General features: G+C 60.9%; 14 protein-coding genes and 2 tRNA genes. 7 read left to right on the top strand and 9 right to left on the bottom strand.

The genetic code is table 11. From position 1 onward, the window contains the following. The first annotated feature begins 216 nt into the window (after positions 1 to 216). The 3 genes from QZ540_RS05205 to QZ540_RS05215 all read left to right on the top strand — a co-directional run bounded on the left by QZ540_RS05205 (position 217) and on the right by QZ540_RS05215 (position 6,304). Entirely contained in the window at positions 217 to 1,398 is a 1,182-nt protein-coding gene (locus QZ540_RS05205; protein ID WP_294628244.1) for an exonuclease SbcCD subunit D, read from the top strand. Further along, the gene (locus QZ540_RS05210) at positions 1,395 to 4,652 is read left to right on the top strand and encodes an SMC family ATPase (RefSeq protein WP_294628245.1); all 3,258 of its coding nucleotides are present in this window, start codon (positions 1,395 to 1,397) and stop codon (positions 4,650 to 4,652) included. Before QZ540_RS05205 ends, QZ540_RS05210 begins: the two co-directional genes overlap by 4 nt. Positions 4,653 to 4,714: 62 nt before the next feature. After that, entirely contained in the window at positions 4,715 to 6,304 is a 1,590-nt protein-coding gene (locus QZ540_RS05215) for an MFS transporter (RefSeq protein ID WP_294628246.1), read from the top strand. A 231-nt stretch (positions 6,305 to 6,535) separates the two neighbouring features. On the opposite strand, the gene QZ540_RS05220 is transcribed toward QZ540_RS05215, so the two are convergent. From QZ540_RS05220 to bcp, 8 genes are all read right to left on the bottom strand, one after another. Continuing rightward, positions 6,536 to 7,183 (bottom strand): MBL fold metallo-hydrolase, encoded by a 648-nt coding sequence (locus tag QZ540_RS05220; protein ID WP_005508635.1) that lies wholly within the window; start codon positions 7,181 to 7,183, stop codon positions 6,536 to 6,538. Between the two features lie 9 nt (positions 7,184 to 7,192). Beyond that, the gene (locus QZ540_RS05225; RefSeq protein WP_294628247.1) at positions 7,193 to 8,284 is read right to left on the bottom strand and encodes an S-(hydroxymethyl)mycothiol dehydrogenase; all 1,092 of its coding nucleotides are present in this window, start codon (positions 8,282 to 8,284) and stop codon (positions 7,193 to 7,195) included. 134 nt (positions 8,285 to 8,418) lie between these two features. Then, positions 8,419 to 9,522: an alpha/beta fold hydrolase gene (locus QZ540_RS05230; protein ID WP_294628248.1), complete on the bottom strand. Its 1,104-nt coding sequence runs from the start codon at positions 9,520 to 9,522 to the stop codon at positions 8,419 to 8,421. A 100-nt stretch (positions 9,523 to 9,622) separates the two neighbouring features. Further along, positions 9,623 to 11,008, bottom strand: coding sequence for a YihY/virulence factor BrkB family protein (locus QZ540_RS05235; RefSeq protein WP_294628249.1), 1,386 nt, complete (start codon positions 11,006 to 11,008; stop codon positions 9,623 to 9,625). Between the two features lie 264 nt (positions 11,009 to 11,272). After that, positions 11,273 to 12,784, bottom strand: coding sequence for a malate:quinone oxidoreductase (locus QZ540_RS05240; protein WP_294628250.1), 1,512 nt, complete (start codon positions 12,782 to 12,784; stop codon positions 11,273 to 11,275). 180 nt (positions 12,785 to 12,964) lie between these two features. Next, on the bottom strand, positions 12,965 to 15,145 hold the full coding sequence (locus QZ540_RS05245; protein ID WP_294628251.1) for an ABC transporter substrate-binding protein: 2,181 nt from the start codon (positions 15,143 to 15,145) through the stop codon (positions 12,965 to 12,967). Between the two features lie 150 nt (positions 15,146 to 15,295). After that, a tRNA-Leu gene (locus tag QZ540_RS05250) sits at positions 15,296 to 15,377 on the bottom strand. 186 nt (positions 15,378 to 15,563) lie between these two features. Continuing rightward, positions 15,564 to 16,040: a thioredoxin-dependent thiol peroxidase gene (gene bcp / locus QZ540_RS05255; RefSeq protein ID WP_294628253.1), complete on the bottom strand. Its 477-nt coding sequence runs from the start codon at positions 16,038 to 16,040 to the stop codon at positions 15,564 to 15,566. Between the two features lie 222 nt (positions 16,041 to 16,262). Here bcp and QZ540_RS05260 point away from each other — a divergent pair. Next, a tRNA-Lys gene (locus QZ540_RS05260) sits at positions 16,263 to 16,335 on the top strand. Positions 16,336 to 16,982: 647 nt separating this feature from the next. Here the strand turns inward: QZ540_RS05260 and QZ540_RS05265 are convergent. Further along, the gene (locus tag QZ540_RS05265) at positions 16,983 to 17,522 is read right to left on the bottom strand and encodes a hypothetical protein (protein ID WP_294628254.1); all 540 of its coding nucleotides are present in this window, start codon (positions 17,520 to 17,522) and stop codon (positions 16,983 to 16,985) included. A 461-nt stretch (positions 17,523 to 17,983) separates the two neighbouring features. On the opposite strand from QZ540_RS05265, the gene QZ540_RS05270 reads away from it, so the two are divergent. From QZ540_RS05270 to ilvC, 3 genes are all read left to right on the top strand, one after another. Next, positions 17,984 to 19,783 carry an acetolactate synthase large subunit gene (locus QZ540_RS05270; RefSeq protein ID WP_294628255.1) on the top strand — a complete coding sequence of 600 codons (1,800 nt, stop codon included), beginning with the start codon at positions 17,984 to 17,986 and terminating at the stop codon, positions 19,781 to 19,783. Then, positions 19,783 to 20,283, top strand: a complete 501-nt coding sequence (gene ilvN / locus QZ540_RS05275; RefSeq protein WP_294628256.1) for an acetolactate synthase small subunit — start codon at positions 19,783 to 19,785, stop codon at positions 20,281 to 20,283. The genes QZ540_RS05270 and ilvN overlap by 1 nt, the downstream gene beginning before the upstream one ends. Before the next feature lie 237 nt (positions 20,284 to 20,520). After that, positions 20,521 to 21,549 carry a ketol-acid reductoisomerase gene (ilvC, locus tag QZ540_RS05280; RefSeq protein WP_070831299.1) on the top strand — a complete coding sequence of 343 codons (1,029 nt, stop codon included), beginning with the start codon at positions 20,521 to 20,523 and terminating at the stop codon, positions 21,547 to 21,549. Positions 21,550 to 21,812 lie beyond the last annotated feature (263 nt).

Genomic DNA, 21,812 nt, shown 5'->3' on the forward strand with positions numbered 1-21,812 from the left:
GGGGGAGTGCCCCCTCTTCAGCGCCTGGGGGCGCTTCGAGGACGGAGCCCCCGCTCCGCATGAACACCTACGCCGCGGAGGGTTGCCTGCTCCCGGGATAGGGAGATACCGAGGCTGGAGCCCCCGCTCCGCATGAGCGCCTACGCCGCGGTGGGGTCCGAACCGTGAATGACGACGCGCGAGGCGCAAAAGATAAGGCAGTGCCATACTGAAACCATGAAGATTCTGCACACCTCCGACTGGCACCTCGGCCGCACCTTCCACCGCAGCCCCCTCACCCGCGAACACCAGCAGTTCATCGACGAACTGCTCGACTACGTGCACGCCGAAGGTATCGACACCCTCCTCATCAGCGGCGACGTCTACGACAGCACCATCCCCACCGCCGAAAGCACCACCCTACTCGACCAGGCACTCACCCGCCTCATGCGCGCCGGCGTACAGGTCATCCTCAGCTCCGGCAACCACGACTCCTTCCGCCGCCTCAGCTACGGCGCCGCCTTCTTCGAAGCCTCCGGCGTACACCTGCGCACCAGCCTCGAAGATGCCACCCGCCCCGTCGAACTCACCGACGGCACCCAGCGCGTACATGTCTACGCCATCCCCTACCTCGCGCCGCGCCTCCACGCCACCGCCCTCGGTGTAGAACCCACCCACCAGGCAGTGCTCGGCGCCGTCACCGACGCCATCCGCGCAGACGCCGCAGAACGAGGCGCCCGCGGCGAAGGCGCCGACCGCATCATCGTCATGAGCCACGCAACCGTCAGCGACACCGCCGGCAGCGCCGACACCACACCCCGCAGCGACTCCGAACGCGACATCAGCGTCGGCGGCATCGACTGGGTACCCGCCTCCCTCTTCGACGGCTTCGACTACGTAGCGCTCGGACACATCCACAAGCGCTACCCCGTCACCCACACCATCCGGTACAGCGGCTCACCTCTCGGCTTCTCATTTAGCGAAGAACACAACCGCAACGGCGCCTACCTCATCGAACTCACCCCCGGCGAAGAACCCGCCATCAGCGGCCACGAATGGGCAACCCGCGTACACATGAAAACCCTGCGCGGCACCATGGACGACCTACTCAACAACCCCGAAAACAGCCCCTACGAGCAGGGCTACTACTGCCGCATCGAACTCACCGACGAAACCCTACCCGTCGGCGCCGTCGACCGCCTGCGCAGCCGCTACGAAACCATCTCCCACTTCAGCTACCGCAGCACCCAACCCGCCGCCGACAAACCCGCCGCCGCGCCCCTCACCCGCGACGCTAACCCCGTCGACACCTTCGACCAATTCCACCAATACGTACGCAACCGCCCCCTCACCAGCGAAGAACGCGACGTCATCACCACCCTCAACGACCACATCAGCAGCCACAAGGACAACGCATGATCCTGCACAACCTCGAATTCGAAGCCTTCATGGCATACCCCAAGCGCCAAGAAATCAACTTCGACACCCTCAACAGCGCCGGCGTATTCCTCCTCAACGGCCCCACCGGCGCCGGCAAAACCACCATCCTCGACGCCATCTGCTACGCCCTCTACGGCGAAACCAGCAGCGACCGCGAATCCGCCAAACTGCACTCCACCTACGCGGCACACAGCGGCACCAAACCACGCGTGCTACTCGACGTGACCCTCCACGGCAAGCGCCTGCGCATCGACCGCACCCCCGCCTACAACAAGCCCATCACCCGCGGCGCCCGCAAAGGCCAGATGCGCGAAGAAAGCGCCAAAGCAACCCTCGCCGAACTCGCACCCGGCGCCGACCCTGCCGACGAAAAAGCCTGGACCCCCATCTCTAGCAGCGTCGCCGAAGTCAACCGCACCATCGCCGAACGCACCCACCTGACCAAAGAACAATTCCTCAAGGTCGTGTTGCTACCGCAGGGCCAGTTCGCGCAATTCCTCAAGTCCAAGCCCAAAGAACGCAAAGAACTGCTCAAAAAGATGTTCCCCGTCGAGCACTACGAGCAGCTCTTTGACGCGCTCCTTGAGGAAGCGAAAAAAGCTCAGCAGGAAGTCGCCCAGGACGAAAACACCCAGCGCGGCTACCTTGAACGTGCCCGCGTAGACATGCTCGCGTTGCAGGCGCTCCTGGATGCGGTGGAATCGGGTTCCGAGAATGCTGCAGAGGTAGGGGAAGAGGCATCCGAAAACCTCACCGCTGAGAGCGTCACCGCCGAAACCCTCGACGCATGGGTCGCCGGCGGGGTGGCGCGCGCCCGCGAAACCTCCGCGCGTGAAAAGCAGGAACAGCAGCGCCTCAGCGATGAAGCCGACCGGAACACCCGCCTGCTCGCCGAACGCGCCCAGCTGCAGGCCGACTGGCGCGAATACGAGCAGCTCTGCGAGCGCCGCACCCGCCTGGCCGAACACGCCGATGAGCATAAGGCGCAGCGTGAAGAGTTGGCGCAGGCGCGTGCAGCCACGCCCCTGCACGCACAGTACGTGCAGGTCCACGCCGAATCCCAGGCGCTCGCCGCCAGGGAACATGAACACGCGGCGTGCGCCTCAGCGTTGGAGGAGACCGGCCGCGCCCTGCTTGCGGCGCTCCGTGATGAGGAAACCTCGGTAGAGGTCATCTTCCCCGAAGAGACGACCTTCGCCGCCCTGCCGGATCTAGAACCCGCCGAGCAGGAAACCCAGCTGGAGTCGCTCCTCGATACCCTGCGCGCCCTGCAGAAGCAGGATGCTCAGCTCGCCGACGAGGAAGCCGCCGCAGCAACCCTGTTGAAGCAGGCTCATGCCCTCGAGAAGGACAAGTCGCGTGCCGAAAAGGCGCTGAGCGACCTCACCGCCGCCGCTGAGCAGCTTGCCGAAGAACTTGCCGGCTACAGCACCGCCGATGAGGAACGCACCCTCGCCGCGCACCTGGTCACCGAGGCGCAGCAGAAGCACGACGCCGCCCAGCAGATGCAGCAGAAGCTGGATGCCGCCTCCGCAGCGGTTGCCGCGGCTGAGAAGCAGAGCAAGCGCACCGCCACCGCCGAGCAGAAGGCACAGGAAAAGTGGCAGGCCTCGGCTCAACAGGCGCTCGCAGCCACGGAGGAGTTCAAGAACCTGCAGGTGCTGCGCCTCGCCCAGGCGTCTTCCCTGCTGGCTCGTGAGCTCAAGGACGGCGAACCCTGCGCGGTCTGCGGTTCGGTCGAGCACCCCGCCCCGGCACAGATTGCCGAGGGCGAGCAACTGGTTGAGCGCGCCGACCTGGACGCCGCCAAGGAGCGTGAAGACAAGGCGCACAAGCAGGCGCGCACCCACGAACTCGCTAAGGACCGGGCGACCAAGGCGCATCAGGAAGCCTCCGAGGCGCTTGCCGCCGCCCGCACCCAGTACGAGACCCTGGCTGCCCAGGGCGAGTGCGATGTTGAGCAGACTGCCGCGCAGTTGCAGCAGGCGCAGACCCGCCTCACGCAGGCTCAGTCGCGCGTGACGGCGCGTGACGGCGTGTTGGCGAAGGTTGAGCGGGTGCGGGTTGAGCAGCAGAAGGCACAGGAGGCGCTGCGCACCATCGAGGGCGCGGCGGTTGAGGCGCAGACGCGTCACCGTGATGCTTTGGCGCGTTGTGAGGCTACTGCGGCTGATTTAGCGCCTGCTCGTGCGGCGGTGGGTTTTGCGCAGCGTGTTGAGGCTGTGGAGCGCTACCGTGCGGAGCATCAGCGTCTGGCGCGTGCGGTGTTGCTGTTGAGCCAGGCGCGTGAGCGTCATGCTCAGGCTGCGGCTGCGGCGGAGCGTCTGCTGGGCGAGTCGGCGTTTGAGAGCGCTGAGCTGGTTCAGGCGGCGGTGCGTACTCCCGAGCGCATTGACGCCCTGGAGCAGGCTGTTGCCGCGTATGATCTGGAGCATGCCCGCCTCCTTGAGGGCTTTGGTCGTGAGGCGATTGTTGCGGTGGCGGCTCGTGTTGCCGCTGGTGAGCAGGCGCCGGATGATCTGCAGGGCGTGCGTGAGCAGGTTGAGCAGTTGCGTGCGGCGGCGCACCGTTTGACTCTTCGTGAGGGTGAACGGGAGAGCGTGCTGCGTTCCCTACAGGCGCTGCGTGGCGAGTATGCGGCGTTCCGCGCGAAGACGGCGCAGCGTTATGACCGCGCGCAGATGCTGGCGAACCTGGCGGCGGCTGCCCGCGGTGACACGCTGGGCGGTTATGAGCATCAGGTTGACCTGGTGAGTTACGTGCTCGGCGCCGAGTTTGAGCGGATTCTGCACTCGGCGTCGCTGCACCTGGATTGTATGAGTGAGGGCCGCTACGGCATGGTGTTCAGCGATCACCGTGCGAAGGGTAGCCGTTCCGGTGGCGGCCTGAACCTGGAGATTACCGACACCTGGACGGGTGAGCCGCGTGAGGCGTCGTCGCTGTCCGGTGGTGAGTCGTTCTTGGCGTCGCTGTCGTTGGCGTTGGGTTTGGCTGAGGTTGTGCAGGCGAATAACGGTGGCATCGAGCTGGACACCCTGTTCATTGATGAGGGCTTCGGCACGTTGGACGCCGAGACCCTGGACATGGTGATGGGCACGATTGAGTCCCTGCGTGATAGCGGACGCACTATTGGGCTGATTTCGCATGTGGAGGAGATGAAGAACCGTATTCCCGCCCAGATTGTGGTTGAAAAGGGTCAGAACGGCTCGTCGGTGAGGGTAAACTCCTATTAGGCATAAATTCGCTTCCGGGCTGCTGTTGTGGCATGTCCGGCGGCTTATTCGTGAAAGAGATGATGACCTCGACACCTCAGGACAGGGACCCGAACTCAACGTATCGTGTGGAACCTTCGGCTGATGCGCACACTGGCGCATCCGAGCCGGAGGTTCCTCCGCGCACCATGAAGGTGGCACCCGCCTCCGATGCGCTGAATAAAATGCGTGCTTCGGGCACGGGCATTCCGACGGTTCCGGGCACCTCCCTGACGGATGTGGTGCGCAACAACGAGCACGTGTTGCAGGAGTTGCCGCCTCGCCCGATTCCGGCTGCGGATGAGATTAATACGAACGCGTCGGTTCCGGACATTTTGCGTCAGCATTGGGCGTTGTTTCTGCGTAACGGTAAGGAGCAGCGTCGTCACCTGTATGCGGTGCTTCGTGCTGAGGGTTTTGCCCGTAGTGTGTTGACGATTCTGTTCCACATTCCGGCGGCTTCTTCGGCGTTTGCGCTGTATATTCTGTTGGCGAGCCACCTGGGTAGTGTGCATGATGGCGGCTATGCGGTGGCGGCGTTTACGGGCGCGTATTCGGTGCAGATTATGCTCGGCCCGATGCTGGTTCGTGCCCTGGGTTTGCGGTCGTTGCTGGCGATTACGTCGCTCCTGAATATTGCCGCGGTGCTGAATATGCTGGTGATTGGTTGGCGTTTGACGGTTGACCCGAATAACGTGAGTACGACCTACCATGCGCTGTCCTGTGTGGCGATGGGTTTCACTACTCCGCCGTGGACTCCGTTTGCGCTTGAGTCGCTGTATCGCCGTAATTATCAGTACAGTGATGTTCGCTTGTCGACTGCGGTTTCGTGGGGTACTACGGCGAACATGTCGATGCACCCGCTGGCTGCTCTGCTGGTGTGGCTGGGCGATGCGTACATCACCCCGAATAATGAGTACGCGGGTTTCTGGATCACGATTATTCTGGATGCGCTGCTGTTCATTGTGGTGCTGGCGGCGCCGAGGTGGCTGCCGGACATTTCGCGTATTCGTATGGCTCCGCCGCAGAATCTGGTGCGTCCGAGCCGTCAGACGGTGGTGCTGATTCTTGGTCTGGTTCTGCTGGGTGCTTGCATGGGTTCGGTTGGTTCTGGTTTGCTGGGCTTCTCGCTGATTCACGGTTCGATGAACCTGTTCATGGCGATGGTTGCGACCGGTACCGGTGCGCTCGTGGTGGTGGCTTTCCCGGTGGTTCTGGGTGGCCGTTCGGTGAACCCGTGGCACGGCTGGCTGGCGAGTGGCGTTCTGCTGATTATGGCGGCGCTATATTTGCCGGCGAGCGATGATACGTCCACGATTTTCTATGCGTTGGTGCTGTGTGGTGCGGTGCTGGGTGTGGCGTTTGGCGGCCATGAGCTGTGGCTGAACCGTTCTCTGAAGCACATTCCTGATGCGCAGGCGAGCTTCTTTACCCGTTCGATGCTGGGTATTGGTCTTGCGATGGGTAGTATGTGGGGCGGCTATATGGGTGACGCCCCGTATTACCGTAACGCGTTTATGGTGCCGGTGATTATTGCGACGCTGTATTTTGCGTTGGGTCATTTGTACGGCTACCTGTGGCGTTCTGAGCATGAGGAGCAGCTGACTCCTTTGTCTGAGACGGCGCGCAGCTAGTACGGCACATGGCTAATTCGGCGCGTGGCTAATTCGGTGCGCGGCTCGACCGCACGCATTTGAGCTTGAGCGTTGCGAACGCATACTAAAAGGCGGATGCCCCGCCACCTTCTGTGGGTGGTGGGGCATCCGCCTTTTGCGTACCGTGCTCGGTTTGTGGTGAGCCTCGGCCTGAGAACCTCAGCCTGAGAGCCTCAGCGTCAGAACTTCAGCGTGAGGCTACCTACCGGTTTAGTGACCGCGCTTGATCCATGCCGGAAGCTCGGGTGCTTCCAGGCCGATGCCGGTGCTGTCGCCGTGGCCGGTGAGGACCGCGGTGGACTCGGGCAGGGTCAGCAGGCGGGTCGAGATCGACTCGATGATGGTGTCGAAGTCGCTGTAGGAGCGTCCGGTTGCGCCGGGGCCGCCGTTGAAGAGGGTGTCGCCGGAGAAGACGACGCCTTCGCTGTTCTCCCAGCTGAGGGTGGGTGCGTAGAAGCACACGGAGCCGGGGGAGTGGCCGGGGGTGGCGAGGACCTTCAGTTCGGTGTCGCCGATGCGCAGTACGTCGCCGTCAGCGAGTTCGTGATCGAAGTCCCAGGAGGGGTACACCATTTCCCAGAGCACACGGTCCGCGGGGTTCAGGTAGACGGGTGCGCCGAAGCGTTCTGCCGCCTCTTTGGCGCTGCGGATGTGGTCGTCGTGGGCGTGGGTCAGCAGGATCTTCTCCACGGTGCGGCCTGCGACGGTGCGGGAGATCTTGTCGACGTCGTGGGCAGGGTCAATGATGATCACGGAGGAGTCATTGCCGATGATCCAGACGTTGTTGTCGACGTCCCAGCAGCCGCCGTCCAGCGAGAAGGTGCCGGAGGTGACGACTCGTTCAATACGTTCGCTCACGCTACGCTCCTAGAGTTCCACGACCGAGCGTAGCACGCGGCCGGTCTTCATGGTTTCGAATGCTTCGTTGACGTCTTCGAGGCGGATGCGCTCGGAGACGAAGCCGTCCAGGTCGAGGCGGCCGAGCAGGTACTGGTCCACGAACTCGGGGAAGTCGCGGGAGGGCAGGGTGTCGCCGTACCATGCGCTCTTGATGGAGCCGCCGCGGCCGAAGACCTCATCCAGCGGGATGTCCCAGGTGGTGCCGGGCGCGGGCACGCCGACGAGGACGACGCGGCCAGCCAGGTCGCGTGCCTCGAATGCCTGCTTGAAGGTGGGGGCGACGCCGACAGCGTCAATGACGAGGTCTGCACCGAAGCCGCCGGTGAGTTCCTTGATAGCCTCAACGGGGTCGACCTTGGAGGAGTTCACGGTGTGGGTTGCGCCGTGCTCGCGTGCGCGTGCCAGCTTCTCTTCGTCGATGTCGACGGCGATGATGGTGGTTGCGCCACCGAGCTGTGCGCCTGCAATTGCTGCGGTTCCGACGCCGCCGCAGCCGATGACTGCGACGGACTCGCCGCGCTTGAGCTCACCGGTGTTCAGAACAGCACCCAGACCTGCGGTAACGCCGCAACCGAGCAGACCGATGGCTGCGTACTGTTCGGGGCTGATGTCAGCGGTGATCTTGGTGCACTGACCGGCTGCGACGAGGGTCTTCTCAGCGAAGGAGCCGATACCCAGTGCGGGGGTGAGTTCGGTGCCGTCCTCGAGGGTCATCTTCTGGGTTGCGTTGTGGGTTGCGAAGCAGTACTGCGGCTGACCCTTGCGGCAGGCACGGCACTCGCCGCAGACGGCACGCCAGTTGAGGATGACCAGGTCGCCGGGGGCGATGTCGGTGACGTCATCACCGACAGCCTCGACGATACCTGCGGACTCGTGGCCGAGCAGGTAGGGGAAGTCCTGGCCGACGCCGCCGGTGACGTAGTGGTGGTCGGTCTGGCAGACACCGCAGGTGAGGACCTTGACGAGTGCTTCGCCCTTGCCGGGGTCGGGTACGTTGATGGTGGTGACGGTGACGGGCGCGTCCTGGGAGAGGGCTACGACAGCCTTAACCTTGTGCATGGTGCTCCTTTGCTAAGGCGCGGCTGAGGTTCAACCGCAGATAAAGGTTTTTTGATACGTTCCCATTCTAAGAGCTAAGGCATACCTGATGCACCCCGGGGCTGAGCGTGAAGCCCCCAGGTGAATGTGACGTTTTATGACGTTGTCGCCTCCACCTCTGCTGCAAAGGCGAGCGCACCGCGTCGGAATGCGCCCGAGGTCAGTGCGTTCACGTGGTCGCGGCCGGGTAGGGAGATGAAACGGTTGAGCGGGTTGTTGCCGCGCACCATGTCGTAGAGTTCCGCCCCGTCGGCGGCGATGGTGTCCGCGTCACCGAGCACGACCGCAATGGGTGCGTGCGGATGCGCGCCCGGGTGACCCGTAGGCAAGTCGGGGGATCCGGCACGCAGGGCGGGCACGTCGAAGAACGGGCCGAAGGGAATCCGCACGAACTTCAGCAGTGCGTCGGGCTGAATGGGGGAGTTGTCAATAATCGAGGTGAAGGAGGCAATCGCCTCGTCGGTGGAGTCTGCCGCCGGGGTTTCACTATCCGCCGTGACGCTGGTTCCCTCGTGCGCTTCGAGCATGGCGCGCAGGGTGATGAGGTGGTCGTGTAGGGGCAGGCCGCCCAGGGTGAGGGATGCGACCGCCTCCGGGTGGGTGAGGGCGAGTTCCCAGCCGACGCGGGCTCCAAAGGAGAAGCCAATAACGTGCGCGCGGGGCTCCAGTTCAACGCCGAGGTCGTTCTCGGTGGCGACGGTGCGCAGCAGCTGGGCAAGCATAGTGGTGAATAGGTGCATGGGGGTCAGCGGCTGAGCTGCCGCATCGACAGGGGGCGCCGCATCGACAGGGGGCACTGCATCTACAGAGAACACCGAATCGAATGGGATTGTGCGGCTGCGCACGCCAGTGTTGTTGGGGAGCTTGCAGTCAATCGCGTGCATGGACTCGGGGTCTTTGAGGTATTCGTCCGAGTGATAGGGCAGGGCAACAATCAGCACGGGGTATCCGGCGCGCAGGTACTGGCGGATCCAGCTGGTGCCGCCGTAGAGCTGCTCGCCGCGGGTGGCGAAGCCGTGAATCATGAGCGCGGGGATGCGGCTTTTGAGCTGCTGCGGCTGGTAGAGGGTGTACTCGAGGTCTGGGAGAACGACGGCGGGCACAGCAACGCTGGGCGCGGCGTCATTGGGCACAGTAGCGTCGGGTGCAACAGCACTGGGTACGACAAAGGGCGCGGGAGAGAATTCTGCACTGGTCATAGTTCTATCTTAGTGACCAGCGCAGGGTTTCTGTCCTGCGCCCTTTTCTATCTCGTGCCCTTGATGGGTTGATGCGGTACGCGCTTAGCTGAGCTGCCGCTTAGTTCTTCTTCGCCGCGCCGTTCGAGTTATCAGCATTCAGGTCGAAGAGCGCATCCTGCTGAGAGTCAGCCTTTGCGTTCGCATCAGCCTTTGCTGCGGTTGCCTCAGAAGCCTGAGTCTCGGCGGCATCAGCCTTCGCCTGCTTCTGCTGCTCCTTACCGTTGTCGATGCGTTCCTTACCGTCGGCGATGAGGGTGCGAATCATGGTGGTGTTGGTGTCCACCGCCTTCTGCACGCGTTCTACGACGGAGGGGCCCTTCGGCTTGGGGAACATGCCCTGACCTGCCGCCTGCTGCTGCAGTTCGCGTCCTGCAGACATGAGGCGTTCCTGGCGTGCCTTCAGCGCTCGCGATGCGGAGGTGCTGCGCGGCTGCACCTTGAGGTGGCCGTGGTCGTCCTCACCGGCAATAATCTGGCGCATGAGCATGATTTCTGCGTCCAGGTGTGCACCGAAGAGCAGCATGTTGTTCATGATCCAGATGAACAGCAGCATCACGATCACACCACCGATCAGGCCGTAGGTGGCGTTGTACTTGCTGAAGTTGTTGGCGTAGAGGGTGAAGCCGAATGCGCCCAGGCCCATGCCGAAGAGGGCGAGTGCCGCACCGGGGGAGAGCTTCCACGCCTTGAAGCGGCGCACGTTCGGGGTGGCGGCGTACAGCAGGGTGATGAGACCGATTGCCATGAGCAGGATGAGAATCCAGCGGCCGTTGAGCCAGATGAGCTTGATGAGCTCCATATCGACGGTCTCGGGCATGTAGCGGCCGACCATGTCCAGGACGGTCACGCCCAGCAGCATCATCAGGATCATGAGTACCGCCAGGATAATGAGCATAGCGGTGACGAGCACGTTGATGGGCTTGAGCATCCAGCCGGGGCGGCCTTCGCGTACACCGTAGACGCGGTTGAGCGCGCGGCCGAAGGAGCCGGTGTACCCGGAGGCGGACCAGAGGGCACTGAGGATACCGGTCAACAGCACCAGGCCCGCGCCCTGACCGCTGGTGAGCTGCCTAATCGGGTCTTCCAAGATGCCGTACATCTGGGTGGGTGCGTTGTCCTTGAGGAAGGCGAGGATTGCGTTGGCACTGTCTTCGCCCTGACCGAAGATACCGAGCAGGGAGACGATGGCGAGCAGCGCCGGGAAGATGGACAGCACGGTGAAGTAGGTGAGCGCCGCCGCCATGTCGGTACCGCCGTTGGCGGTGAACCTGAAGAGGGTTCGGCGCAGAATGTAGAGGATGCTGCCCTTGGGGAAGTCGCGCAGCTTGACGCTGACGTACTTGGGGTCAGCGGGCTTCTGCTTGCGGGAAAAGAGTCCGCGGCGAGCTCCGGCGGATGCCTCGGGTGCCGAGGTCTCCGTGGAAGAGCTGGTGTGTGCAGCCAATGGGGCTCCTTGGGTGAGTGGTGAGGTGTACACGGGTTGAGTGATGCGCGGTGTGTCTCGCGCTGAGAGCGTGCGGGCACACAGAAGGGGCAGGGAGAACAATGAGCTGTCCTTCCCGCCCCTGCGGTGACATTATAGGGTTTTCCGACCCTCCCATATTTTTCTGTGAGTGCAGATAGTTTATCTACTGTTCACAGGGAGGGTAATACTGCCTCTTTAAGCTTCAAAAAGCCTTGTCAGATACGGTTTTTAGCTAGCTGAAAACTAGTTGTGAATACCCAGAACCTTAGCGGTGTGAGCCATCAGCTCATCAGCCAGATCCGGGTTGTCATTGAGCTTCACACCGTAACCGGGGATGAGCTCCTTCAGGCGAGGCTCCCAGCCAGCAATCTTGCCGGGGAAGCACTGCTTGAGCAGGTTCAGCATAATCGGAGCCGCAGTAGAAGCACCGGGGGACGCGCCCAGCAGAGCCGCAATGGAGCCGTCCGCTGCGGAGACAACCTCGGTACCGAACTGCAGGATGCCGCCCTTCTTCGCGTCCCTCTTCATGATCTGGACGCGCTGACCAGCCTCGATGAGCTCCCACTCGCCGCCGTCAGCCTCGGGGTAGTACTGGTGCAGGGTCTCCAGGCGAGCGTTCTTGTCCTTGACCAGCTCGGAGAGCAGGTACTTGACAAGGGAGAAGTTATCCAGACCTGCACGGGTCATGGGGTACAGGTTGTGCAGGCGCAGGGACTTCGGCAGATCTAGCACGGAACCCTGCTTCAAGAAGTTTGTCTTGAAACCGGCGTAGGGGCCGAAGAGCAGAGCACGCTTGCCGTCCACGTAGCGGGTGTCCAGGTGGGGAACAGACATGGGAGGTGCACCCACCGAAGCCTGACCGTACACCTTAGCGTTGTGCTGGTTTGCGGTTGCCTCGTGGGTGTTGCGCAGGAACAGGCCGGAGACGGGGAAGCCGCCGTAGCCCTTACCCTCTTCAATGCCGGACTTCTGCAACAGGTGCAGGGCGCCACCGCCGGCACCGAGGAACACGAACTTCGCGTTGATGCTCAGAGGCTCATCCTTGTTGATGCGGTTAATCGCCTCAACCTGCCAGGAACCGTTCGATTCGCGGTTCAGGTTGGTGACCTGGTAGCCGTAGCGAACCTCAACACCCTTGGTCTGCAGGTAATCGACCAGCTGCTCGGTGAGGGAGCCGAAGTTCACGTCGGTACCTTCGGGGGACCAGGTTGCAGCCATCGGCTCGTTACCCTTGCGGCCCTTGACGGTCAGCGGTGCCCATTCGCCAATCTTCTCGCGGTCATTGGAGAACTGCATACGCTCGAAGAGCTTCTCCTTGCGGAAAGAATCGTAGCGCGCAGCCAGGTACTTGGAGTGGTCTTCGCCGAAGACCAGGGACATGTGGGGGACCGGGTTGATGAAGCTGGTGTCAGTCAGAATATTCTTCTCAGTCAGGGAAGCCCAGAACTGGCGGGAAACCTGGAACTGCTCGTTAATGTTCAGCGCCTTGGCAGCGGAGACAGTACCGTCGGGACCAGCGGGGGCGTAGTTGAGCTCGCACAGTGCCGAGTGGCCGGTACCTGCGTTATTCCAGGGGTTGGAGGATTCCTGAGCAACCTTGTCGAGGCGTTCGAGCAGGATAATATTCCAGGTCGGTTCGAGCTCCTTGAGGAACACGCCGAGGGTGGCGCTCATGATGCCGCCGCCGACCAGGACGACGTCGGTTCGTTCAGTACGTGCTACCACTGAGTTCTCCCTTAGGGTGAGGGTGCCCATCCTCGGGCACAATGACTGTGGGGTACATCATCTAGCCTACTCCTTTTAGCGGGGGAGGCATAGCTAGAATCAGCAAATAACAGGAGAGTGTTGCAGTTCACATGTTAGCTTCCCTGGAGGGTAAAAACCCTCCAGAGCACGCCAAACATGCGCACAATGCAACACTCAAACCTGAACTGCCTACAACTTACGCAGTTTTCCAAACAGCTCAATCGCATTCTGCTCCGTCTGATAGCCCTGAACCTCACGGCTCACCGCCACCTTAGACGTCACATTCAGCAACGGAACCGCCGGCATGAACTGACCCAACTGAGACACAACCTTCGCATACAACTCGCGCTGCGAATCCACCGAATCGGCAGAGTCCGCGGTACGAATCGCCTCCAAAATCTCAGTAAAACGAGGCGACGGCGCCACCGCCACAGCAGTAGGCGACGGCGAAGGCGACGCCGACGGGCTCGGCGAAGCAGAAGCCGAAGCCTCCTCCTCAGGCATCAACGGGTCCGGCGAATAACTCGGCTGCGGGCTCGGAGTCGCAGAAATCCGCACATTCGAATTCGCACCACCCGACGACGGCACCTCAGAACTCTTCTTCGTCAAACCAGTCGTCATATCCGACGGTGCATTAGCAATCAACGAACGCACCTGATGCTCAGCAATCAGCGGCGCCAACACCGGACCAAAGAACGCATACGGGTCACGGTACATGCCGTAGAAACCCGCCAAGGTAATACCGCGCTCAGAAGAAACCTCACGGCTCTTCGACAGATACTCAGACCACGGCAGAGGCACCGGCTTAATATTCAGGCCCACCTCAATCAGCGAAGCCACCATCTCCGAATACACCTTCTGCGGAGTATCCATCCACGGCAGAGACACATCGGCAGGGTAGTAGCACTCAATCACCTGATTGTCGTACCCAGCAGCCGCCAACAGCGAGCGCGCCATATCCTGATTACGGTCCGTGTAATCCTTCGCATCATCAGCCTTAATGCGGAACGACGGCGAAATCAGCGTCTGCGCATCCGAGGTGCCCTGCGGATAATACTGACGTAGTGCACCGCGATCCACAGCATGCGAAATAGCGCGACGCACCGAAATATTCTTCAACACCGGATGCGCCGTATTCAAACCCAAATACACCAGCGAGAACGGGTCACGGCCCGGCGTCTGATAACCATCACGCGCCAACTGACCCAGATCAGACGAATTCACCTGATCACACGCATCAATATGACCCTGCATCAGCGCAAAATAACGCTTATCCGACGACGTGAGGGTCGAAATCTGAATCTCATCCAGCTCAGGTGCCTGACCGTCAAAATGGGTATTCTTCAGCAGGCGCACCGTGCCGTCCTTGAACGACTCCACACGGAATGCACCCGTACCCACCGGGTTACCGGTCAGCTTCTGGTCAGAACCAAACAGCGACGGGTCAATAATGCCGAACGCCTGCTGCGTCAAAATACGTGGGAACGCCAGAGAAGGACGCGACAGCGTCACCACCACAGAGTTATCCTTCGCCACCACCGAAGAAACCAGCGGCAAGAACGACTGCACCGCGGAAGATTGAGCGGAATCCGCCTTCTTGCTGGTCTTCTTATCATCCGGCTGAGTAGCAGCATGAGCACCCGCAGAAGCCGATGCAGAAGCAGAGGCACTCGGGGTCGCAGTCTCAGAAGCAGAAGCAGACGGGGAGGCGCTCGCAGAAGCACTTGCCGTAGCCCCCGGGGTCGCCGCACCCGACGGCGACGCCTGAACAGGCGCAGGCTCCACCGCCGACGGATCAGACGAACCCGGCTTCGGCACACCAAAACCCCACGCAAACAAAGGCTGAGCAGGCACCGCCAAAGCAGCAGTACCCTCACCCGTAGCCAACGCCTGCCACCTCTGGAAATTCTGCACCACAGCAGCCGCAGTCAAGGCAACGCCACTACTAAAATGCACATCACGCAACACAAATGTATGCGTCAACCGGTCATCAGAAACCGTCCACGCACTACACAACGAATCCTGAACCTCAGGATCACCCGTGTAATGATTCGCCACCAACAACGTCTGCAAAACCTGCGCCGTCACCTGATACGTACTCGCCACAGGAGACAACGCCGGATCCAAACTCAACGGCGCCGCACCCTGCGCAAAACGGAACACACGACGCGCATCAGCAGACGAAGCGCTCGCACTCGCCGAAGAACCAGCAGAAGACTGACCAGAACACGCAGAAAGCGCCAAACCAGCACTAAAAAGCGCGCCAAAACGCAAAACGGCGCGTCGACTCAAGCCACTCGAGCCAGCAGTGGCTCGCAGCAGCGCATCAGAATTGCCAACAGCTGACGATGCGTGAGGCTGATGCTGCACGGGAGGGTCCTCTCTTCCGTCGCGGATGCTTATCTCTCAGGATAGCGGTTCAACACCCATCCGGGCGAGACACCCCACCCGGGCAAGATACATGCAAGAGGACCCGCCGCCACGACAACCGTGACGGCGGGTCCAATGTAAATGTGTGTGTGCGCGAGGGGGGACTTGAACCCCCACGCCGTAAGGCACAGGAACCTAAATCCTGCGTGTCTGCCAATTTCACCACTCGCGCGCAGTGTCACCCCACATCCGAAGATGCATGCGTCTGAGGCAACAAGAAATTAGTGTACACCAGGAACCAAGGTTCGCCAAGCCTTAAAAGAAGCCCCCATAGGGCGAAAAGCCCGCAAACACGCCGAACGCAGCCCCACACGGAGTCGCCACCAACCGTGCCGCTCAAGCCCCCAAAAGTACGACCCTACTTCGGGTCAATACCCAAATCACGACGCAGCTTCGCCACATGACCCGTCGCACGCACATTGTACTGAGCCACAGAAATAACACCCTGCTCATCAATCACAAACGTCGAACGAATCAGACCCTCATACACCTTGCCGTAATTCTTCTTCTCACCCCACGCACCATACGCCTCAGCCACAGCATGATCAGCATCAGACAGCAGCGGGAACGTCAACGACTCCTTCTCCACAAAACGGGCAATAGCCGCCGGCGAATCCGGAGAAACACCCAACACCACGTAACCCAGCGACTTCAACGACGCCAAATTATCGCGGAAATCGCACGCCTCCTTCGTGCAACCCGGAGTCGAAGCCTTCGGGTAAAAATACAAAATCACCTTGTTACCCGCATAATCGCTCAGGCTGTGCTCCTTACCCGACGCATCAGAAAGGGTAAAAGCCGGCGCCGGAGTACCCGGCTCAAGACGAACACTCATCAATAACTCCTCAAAACAACAACAGAGATCAACAGGGGAGCGGCGGACGCGCCCCACACAGTACCAAGGGCGGACGCGCCCCATGCAATACACACAGTCTAGTGTCCCACACACCCCACCCAAACAATGTGTCCAGGCTCACCCCATTTCAACTTGCGCACACCACAAAAAACCGCGTATAGTATTTACTTGTTGCAGGGGAAACCCGCAAAAACAAAATAAGCGCCTCTAGCTCAATTGGCAGAGCAATTGACTCTTAATCAATGGGTTCTGGGTTCGAGTCCCAGGGGGCGCACTTCAAAGAAAATCCCGCTGATTCTTCGGAATCGGCGGGATTTTTGCGTTCTCCTTGAAATGCAGTCTTCATGGGTTGAGGAATTGGTGTTCGTCCTCGTTCCTACAGGGGTTGGGTGGGTGGGTACCTCGCTTCTCCCAAGACTACGGGGTGCGCTACATGTTTCCTCCGCGCCTACGCAGGGGCACCTGTCACCCGGACGCTCTGCCCTCTCCTTGCTTCGCTGCGGAGAGTGTCCGTGTGACACCCTGAGGGCGCTTCCGGAAAACGTAGCTGCACCCCAGGGGTTCCCGGTGTGTGCGTCTGTATGCAACCTGGCGGGTGCGTGGAGGTTTCGGCGGCCTCCGTAGTGACATCAGGGTGCCCGAAGCGAAGCGAGGGCGGGTGCCCCTGTAGGAACGAGGAGGGTGCCGAACCTCGAGTTAATCCCGCCGCGGGTGTTTCGTGGTTTGGGTGTGCGCCCCGTGCCTAGCGAACTGGGTGGGGGAGGGCTGTCGCGGTTTAGCGTGCTGCGTGGTGGTTGGTGTTTTGCGTGTGGAGCAAGGATGTGCACCGCCCCTCAAGCCTCCAACAAAACTGAGCGTAGATATGGGAAAGCCCGCTGCAACCCAAAAGTCACAGCGGGCATTCACCTCAAAAAGTCTTAGCTACAGGACCGGCCAAATCCGCGTCACAAACTCACGGAAATCCTCCACGTCCTTACCCTGCTCCAACAAGCCAACGCCAAAACGAGTCGCAACCTCAGCATTATCCTCAAACGACAAATAAAACGAGCTGCCATTCACCGACTCAATCGTCACCGCATCATCACCCACACGATACGCATGCAGAGCATTCGTATTATCAATCGTCGTCGCCGTACCCGCAGGCGTCAACGCAGGCAAATTCACCGGAGCAATAATCACCTCATCCGGCGCATCCTGATAACCCACAATAAAATGCTCCTGATTCGGGTACTGATGCAACGCCAAATCAGGATTACGGTAAACCGCACGGCCCGTCGCATACACCAAATTGTATGCACCGTAATTAATAATCTGCTCGTCAAAAACCGGGTGCAGAACCCGAATGAGTTCCTCACCCGTCAAAAACACGTCACTCTCAACAGAGTTACGGGGGTCAACAACCTCTGCGTACTTACTTGCTTCGGTCAGCTCATCAGCGACCGTGATAATCGGTTCGGTCATAGCATCAGTCTACCGGGGCAAAGGAGGAAGGTCACGAGTATTCGCACATATTACGCCCCATGACATCCAAAAAAGCGAGTTTTTCTCACCTGTTCAAATGAGCACCCAAGAGTGCACGCACGCGCACAAGGTGTCCACATCATGAAAGAAAGTATTCGACCTGCGCCTTTATGAACAAAAACGGGTGTGTTGCCCGACAGAGATTTGACTCACCCCCTCTCGGGGCGCACCATAGAAGGGTGAAGACAGCAATGTTCCAGCGAATTCTAAACCTTGTCGACGTCGCCTAGGGCGAGTGGCAGGGTCTATTCACTGCGACTGAGCGCCCCTACCGCTACCACCAACAGCGAGGGGCATTTTTTATAGCTTGGTACCCCCGGGCATAGGATGCGTGCGGAACACACAACACCCACGCAGAACATTGAGTACAACGAAGAACCATTAAGACACGAGGCATTTCCATGACCATGGGATTTTCCACTTCTGATGACGCGGCAAACGCTCCCGCAGAACGCATGACCGGTTCTCAGGCAATCGTCCGCACCCTCGAAGACCTGGGTGTGACTGACGTATTCGGCCTGCCTGGTGGAGCTATTCTGCCGACCTATGACCCCCTGTACGACTCCAAGAAGGTCCGCCACATCCTGGTCCGCCACGAGCAGGGCGCAGGCCACGCAGCCCAGGGCTACGCCGTGTCCAGCGGCAAGACCGGCGTGTGCATCGTAACCTCCGGCCCCGGCGCAACCAACCTGCTGACCGCAATCGCCGACGCAAACATGGACTCCGTCCCCCTCGTCGCAATCACCGGTCAGGTATCCACCGCACTGCTCGGCACCGACGCATTCCAGGAAGCCGACATCGTCGGCATGGCAATGCCCATCTCCAAGCACTCCTTCATGATCACCGACCCGCAGGACATCCCCCGCGCGCTCGCAGCAGCATTCCACATCGCATCCACCGGCCGCCCCGGCCCCGTGCTCGTGGACGTCACCAAGGATGCGCAGGTCGGCATGATGGAATACCGCGGCATCCCCGAATTTGAGCTGCGCGGCTACACCCCCGTCACCCGCGGCCACTCCAAGCAGATTCACGAAGCCGCAAAGTACATCGTCGAATCCAAGCGCCCCGTCTTCTACGTCGGCGGCGGCCTCGTACGCTCCGGCGCCTCCGAAGAGTTCCACAAGCTGGCTAAGCTCATCGGCGCACCCGTCGTCACCACCCTCAACGCAATCGGCGCATTCCCCGACTCCGACCCGCAGAACCTCGGCATGCCCGGCATGCACGGCACCGTCCCCGCCGTCGCAGCAATGCAGAAGTCTGACCTGCTCATCACCCTCGGCGCACGCTTCGACGACCGCGTCACCGGTAAGGTCGACTCCTTCGCACCCGAAGCTAAGGTCATCCACATTGACGTTGACCCCGCCGAAATCTCGAAGATCCGCTTCGCAGACGTGCCGATCGTTGGCGACCTCAAGTACGTGCTGCCCGAGCTGACCGACCTGCTCTCCACCGAGTTCGCAGACCAGCTGCCGAACCTCACCGAATGGTGGAACGAGCTCAACACAATCCGCAAGGACTACCCGCTCGGCTACGAAAAGCCCGAGGATGGCCTCGGCTCGCCCGAATACGTCCTCGAACGCATCAGCGCCCTCACCGGCCCCGACGCATACTACGTCACCGGCGTTGGCCAGCACCAGATGTGGGGTGCACACTACATCCAGCAGGAAAACCCCCGCCACTTCGTCAGCTCCGCAGGCCTGGGCACCATGGGCTACGGCGTGCCCGCAGGTATGGGCGCAAAGGTCGCGCACCCCGACTCCACCGTCTGGGTCATCGACGGCGACGGCTGCTTCCAGATGACCAACCAGGAACTGGTCACCTGCGCACAGAACAACATCCCTATCAAGGTTGCCATCATCAACAACTCCTCCCTCGGCATGGTGCGCCAGTGGCAGACTCTGTTCTACAACGAGCGCTACTCCAACACCGACCTGAAGGACGGCCACGGCACCGTACGCATCCCCGACTTCGTCAAGCTCGGCGAAGCATACGGCTGCGCAACCTTCCGTTGCGAACGCGACGAAGACGTGGACGCAACCATCAAGGCTGCCCTCGAAATCAACGACCGCCCCGTGGTCATTGACTTCACCGTCAGCCCCCACGCCCTCGTCTGGCCCATGGTCCCGGCAGGCGTATCTAATGACAAGATTTGGATTGCGAAGAACACTTCGCCCGAGTTCGATCGTGAGGGAGAGAACTAATGGCTCTGCACACTCTGTCCGTTCTGGTAGAAGATAAGCCGGGCGTTCTCACCCGCGTCTCCGGTCTGTTCTCCCGCCGACTGTTCAACATCCTCTCCCTGGCTGTGGGTCCCACCGAAAACCCCGGTGTCTCCCGCATCACCGTAGTCACCGAAGGTGACGCACACACCATGGAGCAGATCACCAAGCAGCTGAACAAGCTCGTTCACGTGCTCAAGGTTGTTGAACTGCCCGCCGAATCCTCCACCCAGCGCGACCACATCCTGATCAAGGTCAAGGCAGACCCCGTAGTCCGCCTGCAGATCGTTCAGGCAGCCGACCTGTTCCGCGCATCCGTGATCGACGTTTCCCCCGAGTCCCTTGTCATCGAGGCAACCGGCTCCCAGGAGAAGCTCAACGCACTGCTGGAAGTACTGGAGCCCTTCGGCGTACGCGAAATCGTTCGCGCAGGCACCATCGGCCTGGCACGTGGCCCGCGCGCCATGAGCGAACGCATCTAACACCCACCAGGGTGCCACACCAACCCCGCACCAGCGGGGGATAGCGTCGGGTATCGCACCGCCACAACCGGGAAAACCGGTAGCGATGCGATACCCGCCCCTATGGGCTCACAGACCTTCCGGATACTTCAGATGCTGAGAAGTAATCTCGACAGCCCGCAACTAAACAGCTATCAAGTAGAATAGTGAATGTTGAGCCCAGCCTGGGCCGCATATCAAACTTACTGAGGAGAAGAAATGGCAGCAACCATTTTCTACAACGACGACGCAGACCTCTCCCTGATCCAGGGCCGCACCGTAGCAGTTATCGGTTACGGCTCCCAGGGCCACGCACACGCACTGAACCTGCGTGACTCCGGCGTGAAGGTCATCGTCGGTCTGTCCGAGGGCTCCAAGTCCCGTGCCAAGGCTGAGGCAGAAGGCCTGCGCGTCGCAACCGTTGCAGAAGCAGCAGCAGAAGCAGACGTCATCATGATCCTGACCCCGGACCAGGTCCAGGCAAAGGTCTACGCAGAGAGCATCGAGCCGAACCTCAAGCCCGGCAACGCACTGTTCTTCGCACACGGCTTCAACATCCGCTTCGGCTACATCACCGCACCCGAGGGTGTCGACGTGGCAATGGTCGCCCCCAAGGGCCCCGGCCACACCGTCCGCCGCGAATACGAAGCAGGCCGCGGTGTTCCCGCCCTGGTCGCAGTCGAGAAGGACGCATCCGGCGAAGCACTCGCACTGGCACTGTCCTACGCAAAGGGCCTCGGCGCAACCCGCGCAGGCGTCATCAAGACTACCTTCACCGAAGAGACCGAGTCCGACCTGTTCGGCGAGCAGGCAGTCCTCTGCGGCTCCACCTCCCAGCTTGTCCAGTACGGCTTCGAGGTTCTGACCGAAGCAGGCTACCAGCCCGAAATCGCATACTTCGAGGTCCTGCACGAGCTCAAGCTTATCGTCGACCTGATGATTGAGGGCGGCATCGCTAAGCAGCGTTGGTCCATCTCCGACACCGCAGAGTACGGCGACTACGTCTCCGGCCCCCGCGTGATTTCCCCCGAGGTCAAGGAAAACATGAAGGCTGTCCTGGCAGACATCCAGAACGGCAACTTCGCAAAGCGCTTCATGGAAGACCAGGCTGCAGGCGCACCCGAGTTCAAGGAACTGCGCGCAAAGGGCGAGGCACACCCCATCGAGGCAACCGGCCGCAAGCTGCGCGAGCTGTTCTCCTGGAACACCGCTAACGACGACTACACCGAAGGTTCCGTCGCTCGCTAAGCAGTAGCTCAGCAATAGCTTTCTAAGAATCCGGCGCTCCACCTCTCACCCCCGCTACAGGGGAGGGGTGGGGCGCCGGATTCTTGCGTTTTCCGGCTGAATGGCAACACCCGTCAAATATGTGATGCAGTTCATGCTCATTCGAGTTGCGGGCACCCACAGAATGCCGTATAGTATTTACTTGTTGCGAGGGAAACCTTGAAAAAACAAATAAGCGCCTCTAGCTCAATTGGCAGAGCAATTGACTCTTAATCAATGGGTTC

The sequence above is a fragment of the uncultured Rothia sp. genome, from assembly GCF_916049665.1.
Classification (GTDB): Bacteria; Actinomycetota; Actinomycetes; order Actinomycetales; family Micrococcaceae; genus Rothia.

What these genes read in the sequence shown, in the direction of transcription:
- QZ540_RS05205 (WP_294628244.1), top strand. Translation starts at nt 217, where the DNA reads ATGAAGATTCTGCACACCTCCGACTGGCACCTCGGCCGCACCTTCCAC.
- QZ540_RS05210 (WP_294628245.1), top strand. Translation starts at nt 1,395, where the DNA reads ATGATCCTGCACAACCTCGAATTCGAAGCCTTCATGGCATACCCCAAG.
- QZ540_RS05215 (WP_294628246.1), top strand. Translation starts at nt 4,715, where the DNA reads ATGACCTCGACACCTCAGGACAGGGACCCGAACTCAACGTATCGTGTG.
- QZ540_RS05225 (WP_294628247.1), bottom strand. Translation starts at nt 8,284, where the DNA reads ATGCACAAGGTTAAGGCTGTCGTAGCCCTCTCCCAGGACGCGCCCGTC.
- QZ540_RS05230 (WP_294628248.1), bottom strand. Translation starts at nt 9,522, where the DNA reads ATGACCAGTGCAGAATTCTCTCCCGCGCCCTTTGTCGTACCCAGTGCT.
- QZ540_RS05240 (WP_294628250.1), bottom strand. Translation starts at nt 12,784, where the DNA reads ATGGGCACCCTCACCCTAAGGGAGAACTCAGTGGTAGCACGTACTGAA.
- bcp (WP_294628253.1), bottom strand. Translation starts at nt 16,040, where the DNA reads ATGAGTGTTCGTCTTGAGCCGGGTACTCCGGCGCCGGCTTTTACCCTT.
- QZ540_RS05265 (WP_294628254.1), bottom strand. Translation starts at nt 17,522, where the DNA reads ATGACCGAACCGATTATCACGGTCGCTGATGAGCTGACCGAAGCAAGT.
- QZ540_RS05270 (WP_294628255.1), top strand. Translation starts at nt 17,984, where the DNA reads ATGACCATGGGATTTTCCACTTCTGATGACGCGGCAAACGCTCCCGCA.
- ilvN (WP_294628256.1), top strand. Translation starts at nt 19,783, where the DNA reads ATGGCTCTGCACACTCTGTCCGTTCTGGTAGAAGATAAGCCGGGCGTT.
- ilvC (WP_070831299.1), top strand. Translation starts at nt 20,521, where the DNA reads ATGGCAGCAACCATTTTCTACAACGACGACGCAGACCTCTCCCTGATC.